This is a genomic window from Paenibacillus sp. FSL H3-0321 (assembly GCF_038002865.1).
Lineage (GTDB): Bacteria > Bacillota > Bacilli > Paenibacillales > Paenibacillaceae > Paenibacillus_AQ.
Genome location: NZ_JBBODH010000001.1, coordinates 1,443,917 through 1,459,745 on the forward strand (window position 1 = coordinate 1,443,917; position 15,829 = coordinate 1,459,745).

Annotated in this window: 15 protein-coding genes; all 15 read right to left on the bottom strand. The window is 49.8% G+C overall.

What is annotated here, in order from left to right:
• Positions 1 to 30 precede the first annotated feature (30 nt).
• Positions 31 to 795, bottom strand: a complete 765-nt coding sequence (locus MHI45_RS06345; RefSeq protein ID WP_038594388.1) for a DnaD domain-containing protein — start codon at positions 793 to 795, stop codon at positions 31 to 33.
• 21 nt (positions 796 to 816) lie between these two features.
• Positions 817 to 2,112, bottom strand: a complete 1,296-nt coding sequence (gene asnS, locus MHI45_RS06350) for an asparagine--tRNA ligase (protein ID WP_341118923.1) — start codon at positions 2,110 to 2,112, stop codon at positions 817 to 819.
• 21 nt (positions 2,113 to 2,133) lie between these two features.
• Positions 2,134 to 3,342 (bottom strand): acetate/propionate family kinase, encoded by a 1,209-nt coding sequence (locus MHI45_RS06355; RefSeq protein ID WP_038594392.1) that lies wholly within the window; start codon positions 3,340 to 3,342, stop codon positions 2,134 to 2,136.
• Positions 3,339 to 4,211 carry a 3-hydroxyacyl-CoA dehydrogenase family protein gene (locus MHI45_RS06360; RefSeq protein WP_038594395.1) on the bottom strand — a complete coding sequence of 291 codons (873 nt, stop codon included), beginning with the start codon at positions 4,209 to 4,211 and terminating at the stop codon, positions 3,339 to 3,341. The genes MHI45_RS06355 and MHI45_RS06360 overlap by 4 nt, the downstream gene beginning before the upstream one ends.
• Positions 4,212 to 4,343: 132 nt before the next feature.
• Positions 4,344 to 5,846 (bottom strand): AAA family ATPase, encoded by a 1,503-nt coding sequence (locus tag MHI45_RS06365; protein WP_038594398.1) that lies wholly within the window; start codon positions 5,844 to 5,846, stop codon positions 4,344 to 4,346.
• Positions 5,839 to 6,381 carry a hypothetical protein gene (locus MHI45_RS06370; RefSeq protein ID WP_076109823.1) on the bottom strand — a complete coding sequence of 181 codons (543 nt, stop codon included), beginning with the start codon at positions 6,379 to 6,381 and terminating at the stop codon, positions 5,839 to 5,841. The genes MHI45_RS06365 and MHI45_RS06370 overlap by 8 nt, the downstream gene beginning before the upstream one ends.
• Positions 6,382 to 6,714: 333 nt before the next feature.
• Entirely contained in the window at positions 6,715 to 6,900 is a 186-nt protein-coding gene (locus MHI45_RS06375; protein WP_076109824.1) for a hypothetical protein, read from the bottom strand.
• A 26-nt stretch (positions 6,901 to 6,926) separates the two neighbouring features.
• Complete coding sequence (locus MHI45_RS06380; protein WP_083675530.1) at positions 6,927 to 7,997, bottom strand: hypothetical protein; 1,071 nt, start codon at positions 7,995 to 7,997, stop codon at positions 6,927 to 6,929.
• A gap of 183 nt (positions 7,998 to 8,180) precedes the next feature.
• Positions 8,181 to 8,699: a cell wall elongation regulator TseB-like domain-containing protein gene (locus MHI45_RS06385; RefSeq protein WP_076109825.1), complete on the bottom strand. Its 519-nt coding sequence runs from the start codon at positions 8,697 to 8,699 to the stop codon at positions 8,181 to 8,183.
• A 61-nt stretch (positions 8,700 to 8,760) separates the two neighbouring features.
• Positions 8,761 to 10,062 (bottom strand): amidohydrolase, encoded by a 1,302-nt coding sequence (locus tag MHI45_RS06390; protein WP_076109826.1) that lies wholly within the window; start codon positions 10,060 to 10,062, stop codon positions 8,761 to 8,763.
• A complete protein-coding gene (locus MHI45_RS06395; protein ID WP_256718060.1) occupies positions 10,049 to 10,744 on the bottom strand; it encodes a redox-sensing transcriptional repressor Rex in 696 nt (231 codons plus the stop codon). Before MHI45_RS06395 ends, MHI45_RS06390 begins: the two co-directional genes overlap by 14 nt.
• Positions 10,745 to 10,829: 85 nt before the next feature.
• The gene (gene dinG / locus MHI45_RS06400; RefSeq protein WP_076109828.1) at positions 10,830 to 13,691 is read right to left on the bottom strand and encodes an ATP-dependent DNA helicase DinG; all 2,862 of its coding nucleotides are present in this window, start codon (positions 13,689 to 13,691) and stop codon (positions 10,830 to 10,832) included.
• A gap of 116 nt (positions 13,692 to 13,807) precedes the next feature.
• Positions 13,808 to 14,449, bottom strand: a complete 642-nt coding sequence (locus tag MHI45_RS06405) for a hypothetical protein (RefSeq protein ID WP_076109829.1) — start codon at positions 14,447 to 14,449, stop codon at positions 13,808 to 13,810.
• Positions 14,450 to 14,562: 113 nt separating this feature from the next.
• Positions 14,563 to 14,946, bottom strand: coding sequence for an aspartate 1-decarboxylase (panD, locus tag MHI45_RS06410; RefSeq protein ID WP_038594422.1), 384 nt, complete (start codon positions 14,944 to 14,946; stop codon positions 14,563 to 14,565).
• Entirely contained in the window at positions 14,939 to 15,829 is an 891-nt protein-coding gene (gene panC, locus MHI45_RS06415) for a pantoate--beta-alanine ligase (RefSeq protein ID WP_076109830.1), read from the bottom strand. Before panC ends, panD begins: the two co-directional genes overlap by 8 nt.

The window sequence follows — 15,829 nt, forward strand, 5'->3', positions numbered from 1 at the left end:
CCCAGCAACAGGGTTCTTCCGTTTGTGCCGCTATCTTCCACCACTGCGGAACTTCTGTGTATAGTTCTTAACATCCTCGGCGTTTTTCACCCGGTTGCGGGCCCATTCCAGCAAGATGCGGTCAATATAGCGGAAATGAACCTTCCCGGCGAATACCGATTCCTTTAAGGCAAGCAGAATCAGCTCTTCCGGGTACCGGTCCTGATCCACCCAGCCGGAGATTGTTTCACATTCCATCGGAGAGAGTGGACGGCCGAATTCCTTCTCGAAGATACTGAACAGACTGCGGCTCTCCTCAGCGGCCTTGCCGGGTACAGCGACAGCCGTTCTGCCGTATCCCCCGTCCAGAACGGGAAAACCGGTAGTAAAGCGGGCTGCCTCCCGTGAAGGAGCCGTGCCAGCGTTCTTATCCTCTGAAGCCTCTTTCGCAGCTTCAGCCAGATAAGCACCAAGCTTTGTATACATTCCAGAGAAGTTGTAGCGCTCATAATGGATATCTCTCAGCTCATCATTATCTTCGTCGATGCTGATAAACCCTTCCTTCATGAGCTTCTGCAGTTCTCCCGCTATGACAGCGATACTTCGGCCTGTTACAGCTTGCAGTTCCTCCAGCGAAGGAAAGTCGATCCCCTCTACCTGCCGGAACGACAGAAGGTGAATCAGCAGCATCGCCTCACTGCCGCTGAGATTCAGCTTCCGGTAATGCTTCAAGAGTGCATAAGGAATGATGGCCATTCCGTTCTGAAGACCAGCAGCCATTCCTTCGCCCCATGTACTCCATCCTTTGCCGTCCATGCACCAGCCCCCTTTATGCCCTTACGGGTAGAGACGGTACAGCGTACGAGGGAACGGTATCGTTTCTCGCACATGATCTAGACCACAAATCCAGGCCACTGTGCGTTCGAGTCCAAGACCGAAGCCGGAGTGCGGCACTGAACCGTAGGTGCGCAGATCCATGTACCATTTATAGCTATCCATCGAAAGATTATGTTCTTTGAAACGTTCCTCCAGCAATGCCGGATCGTCGATCCGCTGCGATCCGCCGATAATCTCCCCGTAACCTTCCGGAGCAATCATATCCGCACAGAGTACAACTTCAGGACGCTCAGGATGCGGCTTCATGTAGAAAGCCTTGAACGAAGCCGGATAATGCGTAATAAAGACAGGTTTGTCATTGGCTTCAGCAATTGCAGTTTCATGCGGCGCACCAAAATCGTCGCCCCAGGCAATTTCATGACCATTATCGTTCAGGAACTTAATCGCATCATCATAAGTAATACGCGGGAACGGCGCTTTGATATTCTCCAGCTTGGAGACATCGCGGCCTACCGCTTCCAGCTCAGCACGACAGTTGGTCAGTACCGATTGTACGATAAAGCTGATGAATTCTTCCTGAACTTTCAGACTTTCTTCGTGATCCGTGAAAGCCATCTCCGGCTCGATCATCCAGAACTCGATCAAGTGGCGGCGGGTCTTTGATTTCTCAGCACGGAAGGTAGGACCGAAGGAATACACGCGGCCCAGCGCCATTGCTGCAGCTTCCATGTAAAGCTGGCCACTCTGCGTCAAATAGGCATCCTCATCAAAATATTTCGTGTGGAACAGGTTGGTGGTGCCCTCAGCCGATGTCGGTGTCAGGATCGGCGGATCCACCTTTGTGAACCCGTTCTGATTAAAGAACTGCTGAATAGCGCGGATAATCTCTGCACGGATCACCAATACGGCCCGCTGCTTCGCGGAGCGGAGCCAGAGATGACGATGATCCATCAGGAAATCGATGCCATGCTCCTTCGGTGTGATCGGGTAGTTCTCTGTAAGATGCAGAACCTCGATGCCCGTTACGGTCATCTCATATCCCGATTGAGCGCGCGGCTCTTCGCGGATAATGCCGGTCACATACAAGGAACTTTCCTGGGTAAGGCTTTTGGCATCATCCCAGACCTGCTCAGGCACTTCGGATTTTACTACAACACCCTGGATATAGCCTGTACCATCCCGGAGCTGCAGGAATTGAATTTTGCCGCTGGAGCGCTTGTTGTTTACCCAACAGCCGATAACAACACTCTCTCCGACATGTTCATTAACGCGTTTAATTACACTCTTTTTTGCCATGCCTACGATCTCTCCTCTAGTTTAGCCGTTAACCCCTTGCACAATACGATAGGTATCGCGTGCAATAACAAGCTCTTCGTTCGTCGGTACTATAAGCACCTGCACCTTGGAATCAACTGTAGAGATGCGGCGCGGATCACCGGAACGAACCTTATTGGCTTCTGTATCCAGTTCGATTCCGAGGAACGTAAGCTGATTCAGCACTTTTTCGCGCAACAGGGATGCATTCTCACCCACGCCGGCAGTGAACACGATAACATCCACACCGTTCATTGCTGCTGCGTAAGAACCGATGTATTTGCGCAGACGGTATTCATACATTTCAAAAGCAAGCGTAGAGTTAGGCTCGCCTTTTTCTGCACCATCAATAATATCACGCATGTCACTGCTGATGCCAGAAATAGCCAGCAATCCACTATGTTTGTTGAGCATGGAATTCACTTCGCCTACGGACAGCTCTTCCTTGTTCATCACATAAGGAACGATTGCCGGGTCAAGATCACCGCTGCGTGTTCCCATCATCAGACCTTCCAGTGGTGTCATCCCCATGGAAGTATCAATAGAGACTCCGCCTTTAACCGCAGTAACACTGGCACCATTACCGATGTGACAAGTAATAATCTTCAGATCCTCGAGCGGACGGTCAAGATATTCCGCTGCAGCTTTGCTGACAAAATCATGCGAGGTGCCGTGTGCCCCGTAGCGGCGGACTTTGTATTTGTTGTAAAGCACTCTTGGGATAGCGTACATATAAGCCTTCTCAGGCATCGTTTGGTGGAAGGCTGTATCAAACACAACAACCTGCGGAACGCCGGGCATATTCTTTTCTGTAGCCGTAATCCCCATCACAGCAGCCGGGTTGTGCAGTGGAGCAAGGTCGAACAATTGACGGATCTTCGACTTGGCATCGCCATCAACCAATGAGGATTCCTTGAAGAATTCTCCCCCGTGAACTACACGGTGGCCTACGGCATTAATTTCTTCGATCGAACTGATTACGCCATGCTCGCTGTCTGTCAGGCAAGCCAGAACCTTGCGGATGGCGGTATTGTGTTCCAGAATTTCACTGACTTCAGTGACTTCCGGTTTGCCTGTTGGCTTATGGTTCAGAATGGAAGAATCCATCCCGATGCGTTCTACCAGCCCTTTGGCCAATACAGATTCATCTGTCATATTATACAGCTGATATTTCAAAGAAGAACTTCCTGAGTTAATTACTAATACGTTCATACACGGTCACCATCCTTGTCATACTTGAAGAAGCCTTCGCCCGATTTCATGCCCAGTTGTCCCGCACGCACCATCTTCTTAAGAATAGTCGATGGACGGTATTTCAGTTCCCCATACTCACGGAACATGTTATCCAGTGCGGCAAGAATCGAATCCAGACCGAAACGGTCAGCCATTTCAAGCGGTCCATACTGGAACTGATAACCGATGCGCATTGCGTCGTCAATATCCTCTGGGGAAGCGACACCTTCCTGCAGAACATGCATAGCTTCGTTAATGAACAAGCAAATGAGGCGCGAAGTAACAAATCCTGGGGATTCATAAATCATTACGCCTTTTTTCTCAACGACTTCGTCAACAAAAGCTTTGGTATCTTCAAAGGTACTGTCAGATGTCTTCAGTCCACGTACAATCTCCACAAGATCCACCTTACCTACCGGATGTATAAAATGCATGCCGATTACGCGTTCCGGGTACATTGTAGAGCTGGCAAGCTCCGTCAAGCTGAGCGTTGACGTGTTGCTGGCAAGAATAATGTGGCTCGGACACACTTGGTCGAGCTGATTAAATACTTTTTGCTTAGCTTCCAGATCTTCCGTAATTGTTTCGATGACCATATCACACGAGCTGAGCTCGGCGAAATGTGTCACTTTTTGGATGCGGCTAAGAATCAGTTTCTTTTCTGCTTGGGTAATCGCCCATTTCTCCAATTGCTTATCAAGACTTGTCTCGATCATTTCGTAGGAGTATTCCAGTCTTTCTGTGTTTTTCTCCACCAGCATTACATCAAGACCCTTGGCTGCCAGCATTTCAGCAATCCCTTGTCCCATTGTGCCACCGCCGATGACACCTATTTTTTTAAAATTCATAAAAAAGTCTCCATCCTTTCAGGTATCTATACTTTTGTATTGTACCTTGTCTGTCGTAAAAAATATGTAGCCCGACATATAATAATATCTTAGCATGTCTGAAAAGTAAAAAAAAATAACCGGCATAAAGAATTATGCCGGTAAAAGGACACTGTCACGAAATTGACAACGAAATTGCTCTCCGGAGAGGACTTCTTCCTTCATTAAAATGTCAAGAGAGTAATCAAATACATTTCTTTGCTTCTGGAGCAGGTCACGGGTACGAACCATGAGCTCATCCAGAATCTTGCTATTTTCCTTCATCAGCTCTTCTGTAGTTACCATTTCCAAGTTGGCGATCCCAAGTGACGTGAGTCCCGACTTCATCATGGTCTCGACAATATTAAGTGCCTGATCGAAATCGCCGCGTGAACCTGTGCTGCGGCCCCCATAATACATCTCCTCGGAAGCTGCTCCGCCAAGCGCGATCATAATCTGATTCTCCAGATAATCCTTGGTATACAAATACTGCTCGGTTTGCGGGTTGTGACGTACATAACCAAGTGCTTGTCCACGCGGAGTCAAGGTAACTTGGCTGACGCTGCCCGGACGCAGCAGCTCCGCCATAATAGCATGTCCAAGCTCATGGATGGCCACCCGCTGTTTCTCTTCATGATTGGTTTCACGGTCAGTCTTCTCGCCCATCATCACCTTGTCGATCGCCATCGCCAGATGGCGCTGCTCGACTTCGGTCAGATTCTCGCGCATCATATAAATCGCCGCTTCGTTCATGACGCTCTCCAGCTGTGCACCGGAGAAACCGTAGGCTTCCTCGGCGATCTTGTCTAAATTCACCTCAGCATGCAGCGGCTTATTCTTGGCATGCAGATCGAGGATTGATTTGCGGCCCTTCTTGTCAGGCATATCCACCTGGATATGACGGTCAAAGCGGCCGGGACGCAGCAGCGCTGAATCCAGCATTTCCTTGCGGTTTGTTGCCGCAACAAGCAGAATGCGCGGTGTATCATTGTTATAGATCCCGTCCATCTCGGTCAGCAGCTGATTAAGCGTCTGATCGTATTCACGCTGCTGGCCGCCCTCGCGTTTGCCGCCGATAACATCAATTTCATCAATAAAGATAATGGCGCTTTGTTTATTCTCTTTCACTGCACGGGTCCGGGCATCCTTGAACAAGTCACGGACACGTCCGGCACCGACACCGACGTACATTTCCACGAATTCACTGCCTGAAGCGGCAACGAACACAGAATTGGTATAATGCGCCGCAGCCTTGGCCATCAGCGTTTTACCGGTTCCCGGAGGGCCTGTAAGCAAGATCCCTTTAAGCGGACGAATCCCGAACTTGCTGATTTCTTCATGCCGGATCAGGAAATCAAGCGCTTCCCGCAACTCCTGCTTCGCGTTATCCTGACCGCCGATTTCTTCAAAGGTTAGTTTGGAAGGGCCATTCTTCTTACGTTTCTTGTCCCCGCCCGCATTCACTGTCAACCCGCCTCGCAAATGGGCGATCACCAGGAGTGCACAAACCATACCGGCTGCAATGATTACAGGAATAATGTTAATGCCCACAAAAGCCATAAATATCAGCAGGACCGGAACAAATCCGGCTACAATCTCTTTCCACCACTTAGGCATTGTTCCACACTCCCATCGTTGCCGCTGCACGCGGTAAAATGATGAACTTGCTCTCTTCACCGTTGCTCAGGCTCACATAGACGTTGTTGTCATCAATTTCAGTTGTCGCTGTTACATTCTTGTATTCCTGGAATTGCTCTTTCAATCCATCTAGTTTAGCAGGTATTAGTGTATACTTTTTGCTTTCCATTGCTTCTGCGACTGAGAACATGGCTTTATCCCAATATTCGTCCAGCAGTTCACTGGAGTGCTGATCAACATCCAGCTTAAGCGCCCGTCCATTAATAGCGGACTTGCCTTCAGTGTTCACATATTGCACCAGCTCGCGCAATTTCGTACCAGGTTTCAAATCCAGTTTCAAGGTTACCTCATTGCGGTTAATAGTAATATGTGAATGATTAACACCTTCATAAGCCGATACTATCTTATCAAGCGGCTCATGGACCGCAAATTGACGATAAGCATAAAAGCTGCCAAAGAGCAGTGCAGCAGACAACAGAGACGTTAGCAGTACAGGCACAAGATGCAATTTCAAGAAACGTCCTCCTCTCAAGTTGACCAAACCTAAATATATGAATTGCAATAAATAGCGTGTCTAGCGCTCATCCGAGACTGACATGCTCTTAAGCATGTCTTAATACAAATAGAAGTATATCACAGGTGTATATACGATTTCGCACGAAAGTGTGAATATATTTAAAATTTTTGATACTAATTTCTGGGCATTCCCATCTATTTTTGCTCCTTTATCGGCAAAAAGGGCCTGAATGATTAATCCATTCAGGCCCTTTTCTATTCTACTGATGTATTAATTTCTCCTGACATCGATATTGTTATTTGTATATACTTCTTTATGTACTCCTTATCATCAATAAACACCCACAGCATCCATAAATCCGGCGGCAAATGAAAGGACTGGCAAGACTATTTCAAAGGAAAGGATAATAAAGCCAAGAACCACCAGCTTTCTCCTTTTGTTCTTTCTCCCATATTTCACAGCTGCCAAGCCAACTGCTAGAGAAACCACATACACCGTTAACGTTAAAGAATCCATGCCCTTCCCCCATCATCAACTAATTATTATCTACTGCTTGTTACATTTTTTACAATTTTCTCGCCTTTCAAGAGTTCAGCCAGTGTGTAATATCTTGCACCCATGGCGTTCTTCTCCGGTTTGGGACGATGCTGCAGCAGAATAAGGTCAGTCCGGCTAAGATCATAGAATCGGTACATTTCTCCTGGATGATTAAATCCATAGCCCCCCTGAATTCTCTCCGTTATGTAAGTCTTGATTCTGGCAGCCAGCTCATGCTGAATCCCCTCAAGAACCGCATCCAGCGATGGAGTGAATGGATCAAGAACCACGATATCATCAATTTTGTACAGGCAATGCATTTCTCCGCCCCCGCCGGAACGAAAAGTGATAAACAATGGTGTTTTGTAAATATACCCTTTTGCACTGTTCGGACAAGCGTGAATACAATGTTTATAAGTCAGCTCATGCGTTTTACCAGCCGAAACGGATAATACCTCTACCTCATAATACTTCATGCCCTTCGCCACCCCATGAATAAAATCAATATATTGCTTGGCAATGATGGTATCTTCGCCCGATTTTTTCTCACTTCTAATCATCTCATTGATCAGTTCGACGATATCTGTCCATTGCAGACTTAAAAATTGATAACCAGTATCATATATCAGCTTGTATTTAGTTAAGGTGACGCCATAGACTGGCACACCCGCATCATGGGGAAAATTGTTCGGATCCAAATAGGCGGCAAGCTGGCTGCACACTTCCTGAGCTTTTGCATACAGCCCTGCGCTCTTTGCTTCGATCACAATAACCAGTTTTTTGCGGTTTCCCTGGAACAAGGACAACGTAATATCGCGCCTTATTTTATGTACTCCTGCCGCAAGCATTTCTGCGTCCACCTGAACAAAATCATAATCTTCTTTGAAAGCCGGAGTGTCCCCGGGGTTCCGGCGGTTTAACTCTCTTAGCAGCAACCGGATCAACTTTGGATACCTTGAAAAAAGGTAGGCAAGCCCTTTCGTTTGTTTGGTCTCCGTATCCCCGTTTATCAAATCAAAAAAGGTAGATTGGTAGTCCGTTCTGCCTTCCTGGTAAAGCCTCATCATCGTTTTCAAACGTATCTCTCCACCTGTTCAAGGAACATGTAATTTAATCCTCAGAATCACTGTTTCATTCCAATGATAATATAAATTTTACAAAATGTCAGAGTTATCCTTTATAAAAAACCGCCTTAAAGCAAAAAAAGCGGACCAGCGCTGTCCGCTTTGTCCGCTTTTTTTGTTATTGCAAGCCTGCCTCTACTTACTCGGCAAAGTATATCCATCACCGATTGCTGTACCATCCGCAAAACGAAAGAACTTGTAATAATAACGTCCTTCCTGCTTGTAAAAAAGCTGCCAGGCATATTCTCCATTATATACACCCGGAAGCAGCCGTTTAATATCGATGCCGGGCAGCTGGGAGGCTATAATGGAGCGGATTTGCTTCTCCGAGGTTCCTTTGGCCAGCTCTTCCGCATAAACTCCGTTATCGCCGCCGGCCGGCTTGCCGTCCACGGTGAACCGTACCCACACCATCAGATCCGTACCGGCTTTATTTTTCCCCGTCAGCACCCAGTACACCGAATTTTCGTCCCATACCGATTTCTGCGCCTTGGATATCTCAGTAAGTCCCGCCCGGGTCTTGGCAACTTCTTTGGCCGCGCTGCGTTCATTCCATTGGTCCTTCATGATATAGGCATAAAATTGGCTTAGACCGAACAGAATGAGCAGAAACAGAGCGATCCCCAGCAGAAGCCATTTTTTCCTTTTCCTCAAAATGCAGCTTCCTTTCCTTAATATATGAAACGTTATAAATTCAACTGCGGCGGCAGTCGTATTAACGCTTCAGCAGCCCTTCAAAAGTTTCTTGCGCCTTGCGGCGGATTTTTTCCTCGTCCAGCGTCAGGCACTGACCATGCTTCACAACCTGCTTGCCGTTCACCCAGACATGCTCTACATCCTTGGCGCTGGCCGAATACACAGCGTGGGAGAGCAAGTCGCTATGCGGCAGTAAATGAGGCTGGTCGATATCAATTGCAATAAAATCAGCCTTCATCCCCGCTGCAAGACGTCCGACCTGGTTCAGGAAGACCGATTCCGCCCCGTATTGCGTGGCCATCAGCAGCGCTTCCGGTGCCGGAACTGCGGTAGGATCGCCGCTGACTCCCTTATGGATCAGTGCTGCAAGCCGCATTTCCTCGAACATATCGAGATTATTGTTGCTTGCCGCCCCGTCCGTACCCAGCGAAACTTTGACTCCGGCTCTCAGCAGCTCAGGCACCCGTGCAACCCCGCTGGCCAGCTTCAGGTTACTTCCCGGGTTGTGGGATACACCCACCTTGTGGCGGGCGAGGATTTCGATCTCCTCATCGTTCAGGTGGACACCATGGGCGATTAAGGACGGGCGGGTGAACATCCCCAGCTTCTCCAGGTGCGCTACAGGACGCAGGCCGTAATCAGCGGCATTCTGCTCCACTTCACGCAGCGTTTCCGACATATGCGTATGCATCGGCAGGTCCAGGTCATGTGCCGCCTGCACGAACCGCATGAAAAAGTCCGGAGGACAAGTATACGGGGCATGCGGTGAAATCATGGATGTAATTCTGCCGTCAGCCTTGCCGTGCCAGTTGCGGGCGAACGCAACAGCTTCCGCAAGCTTCTGGTTCTGCACCTCTTCAGGACATAGACCAATAACACCTCGCATCAGCACCGCACGGATACCGGAATGTTCGACCACCTCGGCCACCCGGTCCATATGATCATACATATCCAAAAAGGTGGTTGTGCCGCCTTTCAGCATCTCCAGAACGGATAAGGAAGTGCCCCAGTAGACATCATCTCCGGTAAACTTCTCCTCCATCGGCCACATTTTCTCCTGCAGCCAGGCTTGAAGGACCATATCATCCCCGTAGCCGCGCAGCAGCGACATCGCAGCATGGCCATGGGTGTTGACCAGACCCGGCATGAACAGCAGCCGGCTGCCGTCGAGCGTCACTGTGCCTTCTTCAATAACGGGCTTCTCTTCCCCTATGTATGTGATCAAATCATTTTCTATAGTCATATAACCGCTCAAGACAGGCTTCTCGCTTCCGGGAACCAGAAAACGTCCGTTTGCAATTACCATCTTATTGCTGCTCATCTGTAATTCCTTCCTTTCCATCATGTAAATAATACGCCAGACTTTGCAGGTCAGTCGTAAAGTCGGCAGCATGAATCCGGATGGTTGCAGGTGTCTTCAGAATGACCGGTGCAAAATTCAGGATCGCCTCGATGCCCGATTCTACCAGAATATCAGCCACATTCTGTGCTTCGCTGTCCGGTACAGTGATGATCCCGATCCGGATTCCCTGATCGCGGATGGTCTGACCCAGCTCTTCCATCGGCTGTACCGTAAGAGAGTTGATCTTTTGTCCAATCTTGGGAGCGTAAGAATCAAATACAGCGGTGATTTTCATAGTATCCTTCAGATAAGCATTGTAATTGGACAAGGCATGACCGAGGTTACCGGCACCCACCAGGGCCACGTTGATTTGTTGATCCAGTTTCAGAATGTGACGGATCTTTTCGATGAGATAAGACACGTCATATCCAATGCCTTTTCTGCCGAAATCACCAAAATAGGCCAGATCCTTACGAATCTGTGCCGGATTAAGGTCCAGCTTCTGCCCGAGTTCCTGAGAAGAAACGGTTGAGATTTCACGCTTTTGGAGATCGTTCAGGAAACGCAGGTACACTGGGAGTCTGCGTACGACGGCCTCCGATATTTTATCCGATTTCATGTTTTCTCCTCCTAATTTAGAATTGCACTGACGCGATATCATATGACAACCACGTGCAGTGCCCGCTCCGCGAACGGGACACAGCCTATGGTACAAAGAGATGGAAAAATTCATAAACAATGACAGATTAGGAAACGCCGCCCTCTTCAAGCCATTCCGCAATCCGCGGAACCATCTGATCGGTAAGCATGTGCTCCATCTTCGGACCAGGGAGTGAATACAGGAAGTACTTCCCGTAATAAGCTTCGATGACCCTGGTATCATATACAATAACAATTCCCCGGTCCTGCGCAGTGCGGACCAATCGTCCAAAACCCTGTTTGAACCGGATCACTGCTTGTGGAACAGACATTTTCATAAAAGGATTCTTCTTCTGGGCCTGCAGAAGCTCCGCCTTTGCCTCGGCCAGCGGATGATTCGGCGGCTGAAACGGCAGCCTTACAATCGCAAGACAGGTCAGCGCCTCGCCAGGGATGTCGACTCCTTCCCAGAAACTGCTTGTTCCAAGCAATACCGATGCAGAGCTGTCCTGAAAACGCCGGATCAGCTTGCTGCGGCTGCCTCCTTCCACACCCTGGCCCAGAACCGTAATGTCCTGGGAAGCCAAGGCCTCTTTCAGCGGATCATAAACCTGGCGCAGCATTTTGTAGGAGGTGAACAGCACCAGCATCCGCCCCTTGGTCGCCGCCGCCGCTTCAGCCAGCGAATGCACCAGCTTGTCTACAAAACGCGCATCGCCTACGCTGCCCTTAACACTGGGGAAATCGCGCGGGATGACAAGTAGCGCCTGTTCACGGTACTTGAACGGTGAAGGCAGCAGCGCTGTCATGAGTCGCCCTTGCTCTGAGGCTTCAGAAAGACCAAGGTTGTCAATCATGAACTGAAAGGACTTGTCGACCGATAACGTGGCCGAGGTCAGCACTATGCTCTTCTTCTTGTCGAAGAACAGATCCTTGAGCTGGCTGCTTACATCGACAGGCACGGCGTATAGCTGAAGCGACTTGCCCCGGTAGTTGCCGCTCCCTTCCATCCAGTACACGATATTATCGTCACTGAGACCCATAAAGAAACGGATTTGTTCCCGGATGGATGCCAAATCCTTGAACAAGCCTCCGATATCGGTCACCAGGCTGTCTGAAGACGACTGACTCTCCGTATCGCGCATCTCGCTGAGCATTTTGTCACCTCTGCGGATGATGTCGCTCAGGGCTAAGTGCAGCGTATTCTCCAGCGCCGCCAGCTCTTCCCAATCTTTGGGCTTGCTGCCGGGAAGCAGGCGTGTGACCAGCTGGCCGGCTTCACCTGCCGCTGCATCGCTTCGTTCGGGCAATAGACCGAACAGCTTGTCGCTCAGTGTATCCCAAGTTTCCTTTACGGTAAGCAGATCGGGATAGATTTTATCGATTACGCCGCTCCACTCCGAAGCCTGCTCACTGCCCGAGGACTGCAGAGTCTGGCGCAGTGCCGGCAGCTGGCCGCTGCGGCTGTCTTTATACAGCCTTGTAAGCGTATGAGCTACCGTGAAATACTTCATTTGCATACCCAGATGCTTGCCGGCCACATCCTCCAAATGATGGGCCTCGTCAATGACAAGATGCTCATAAGCCGGAAGCAGCTGGTGCCCGGCCTTGACGTCTGCGAATAGCTTAGAGTGATTGGTAATGACCACATCGGCAATCCCTGCTTCATGTTTGGCCCGGTGGTAGTAGCATTTGCGGAACCACGGACAGGAACGGCCCAGACAGGAATCGGTATCACTGGCTACCGTCTCCCAGAAATCCCCGCCGCGACCGCTCAAATTCAGCTCCTCATCGTCACCCGATTCCGTCTGGGTCAGCCATACGATCATTTGCGCTGCCGTAAGCGCTTCTTCCCGGGGACTTACGAAGTCCTTTTTATTTATTTTATGTTCAAACTTGCGCAGACACAAATAGTGCCCTCTCCCCTTGAATATCGCAGCCTTAAACGGGAAAGGCACAACACTGGTCAGAAGCGGGATATCGCGTTCGCGCAGCTGATCCTGAAGGTTGATAGTATGGGTGCTGACCATAACCTTCTGTCCGGTACGAACGCTCTGATAAATGGCCGGCAGCAGATAACCGAGCGATTTGCCGGTACCCGTGCCCGCCTCGATCAGCAGATGCTTGTCCTCCTGAAGGGCCGTATTCACTTCGCCAATCATGATCTCCTGGGCTTCCCGGCTCTCATATTGCGGAAGCGTATCCTTAAGCCGTTTGGTTACCTCTGCCATATAATCCTCAAAGGATACATTCTCCACAGGATTGCCAACACCTTCTTCTCTTGGAGGCGCCAGCTCAGTCCAGTCGCCTACAGCCAGTGCAAGCTGACGGTGAAAATTCAGCTCTCCTTCCGGCTGGAAGGTCTCCATCTCGCGCTCCCGCAGCAGGCCGTCAAAATACCAGGCCAAGTCACTGTCTTCATCGGCAAACAGCTCGTTAAGCCGCTGAATGGTCAGCAGAGGCAAACTATACAGCTCTTCCAGACATTTAAGCAACACAATCGCTGTAGCTTCTGCGTCACTATCCGCCTGGTGCGGACGGTCATGCGTGATGCCAAAATGGTTACTTACCGCACCCAGCTGATAGGTCGTAAGGGACGGAAAGCATATTTTAAGGAAATCGATCGTATCCAGAATCCGTCCCTGAAACGGCAAATAGCCGCAGCGGTCTAAAGCATTCTGCAAAAAATGGAAATCAAAAGCAACATTATGTCCAACAAGCACTACATCGTCAAGCAGCGGGACGAGCTCCATCATCATCTCATCCAGCTCTGGCGCATCCTTCACATCTTCATCGGTGATGCCGGTCAAGCCCGTAATAAAAGGAGGAATCGGTGTTCCGGGCTTGACGTAAGAACCATACACCCGGGAGATGGACCGGTCTTCTTCTATAATGGCAAGGCCAACCTGGATGATCTCACCCACAGATTGGGTTCCCGTAGTTTCAAAATCAAGCACGGCAAATTTCATTATAAGTTCTATTCCCTTTCACTTGAGACTCTTTATCAGCATAACAGAAGTTACGAAAAAAGGCGATGCACACCGCTTGTTGAAGTGGATGCATCGCTTAAATGAGTGGGCTATGATTACAAAAGCGAAACAAGCTGATTTCCGAATTGCAGCTTTCCTCCCCGCCTGCGGCAGACCTCCAGATTGACATTCGGTTCCGGGAGTGCCGGGTCATGAAGCAAAGAAAGGCTGAACAGCTCCCTTGCCTCATTGAAGCGTTCCTGGGAAGCTCTGATGCACCCCAGCGCATTGTAGATCATCGCCTTCAGCTTGTTCTCGCGAATCAGCGCAAGCATATGATCCAGATGCCCCCATGCGGTCTCCCCGTCGCCCTCCTGCAGATAGGCCATGGCCAAATACAGGCGGGCCGCCAGACTGTCGGGGTGCTGCGCAATAACTTCCTTAAATTGATCAATACACTTCCGGTACATCAACAGCTTGTAGTAGCCCTGCCCTCTGACAAAAGAATCCATGGCAAGCTCTGGCGCTTCCTGCTGCGGTATCTCTTCGTCCGGCTGTGGCGGAAATTCCGCGTGTTCCCGGAAATGACTCAGCTTCTCGGCAAAGGCGAGCCACTCGTCCATAACCTCATCACTAAGCCGGTGAAGCATATTGTACTTGCATAAAAGATCATCCCGGCGGGTACCCTCCGAAGTAGGGTAATCCGTGGCGATCTCCTGAAGCATCTTATTCATCTCAGCAAATAATTGTTGAAACATGGGACATCCCCCCCTTACTGAAAATGAAATCAGCCTAAGCTTGCCTGCCTTCATTTTTCGCAAGTGGGGGGCTCTTCATCCCTGCCATTGATTACATGGCTTAGGTCCGGTGATTAAGCAATCGTAGCATGAATCTCATGATCGGCCAGCTTCACCGGCTTGTTCTCGCCATCGACAAAAACTACAGTTGGTTTATGCCCTGCCAGTTCTTCGGCGGACAGCATCGCGTAGGAGATGATGATGACAGTATCCCCCGGCTGAACAAGCCGGGCCGCCGCTCCGTTCAGACAAATGACGCCGCTGCCGCGTGGTCCCGGAATGACGTAGGTTTCCAGCCGGGAGCCGTTATTGTTGTCGACAATCTGTACCTTTTCGTTCTCGAGCAAATCTGCTGCTTCCATCAGGTTCTCGTCGATGGTGATACTGCCCACATAATTCAAATTGGCTTCGGTAACCGTTGCCCGGTGTATTTTGGATTTCATCATATGTCTAAACAAGGGTCGCAACCTCCTTGGGATTAAATACATTATTGTCAATCAGACGGGTTCTGCCAAACTTCACGGCAAGTGCAATAATGATTTCGCCGTCAGCATCACTCAGCAATGAAGCACCATCTAGCGTCTCCAGGCCCGGGAAGGTCAATATTTCCGCATAATCAATGACGGCAAGCGGAGAAGCTGAAATGACTGACACCAGCAGTTTCCGGGCATCTTCAACCGTCCGGACCTTACCTTCTTCCATGGCTTGGCGAACTTCACGCAGCGAACGGGACAATACCAGAGCCTGGCTGCGTTCCTCTGCACTTAAATACACATTGCGTGAGCTAAGCGCGAGTCCGTCGCCTTCACGGATGATCGGGCAGGCCACGATTTCAACATTCATATTCAGGTCAGCTACCATCCGGCGCAGAACCGCCACTTGCTGGGCATCCTTGAGTCCGAAAAAGGCGTAATCGGGCTGTACCATATTGAACAGCTTGCTTACGACTGTGGTGACTCCATCAAAATGCCCCGGGCGGGATGCCCCGCACAGCTGCGTGGTCAGCGAAGAGACCGATACCTGGGTGCGGATCGGCTGCGGGTACATCTCTTCCACACCGGGAATAAATACGATGTCGGCTCCTTCACGCTCCGCAAGTTCCAAATCACGCTGCTCGTCACGCGGGTAAGAGGAAAAGTCCTCATTGGGCCCAAATTGCAGCGGATTAACAAAAATGCTCATCACTACCGTACTGCTCATTTCCCCTGCCCGGCGCAGCAGGCTTGCATGTCCCTCATGCAGGTATCCCATGGTCGGCACAAAGCCGATGGGAGTATGCCCGCCCTGACGCATATATTCAAGCGCTTCACGCAGCTGTTCAATCGTTCTAACGACTCTCAT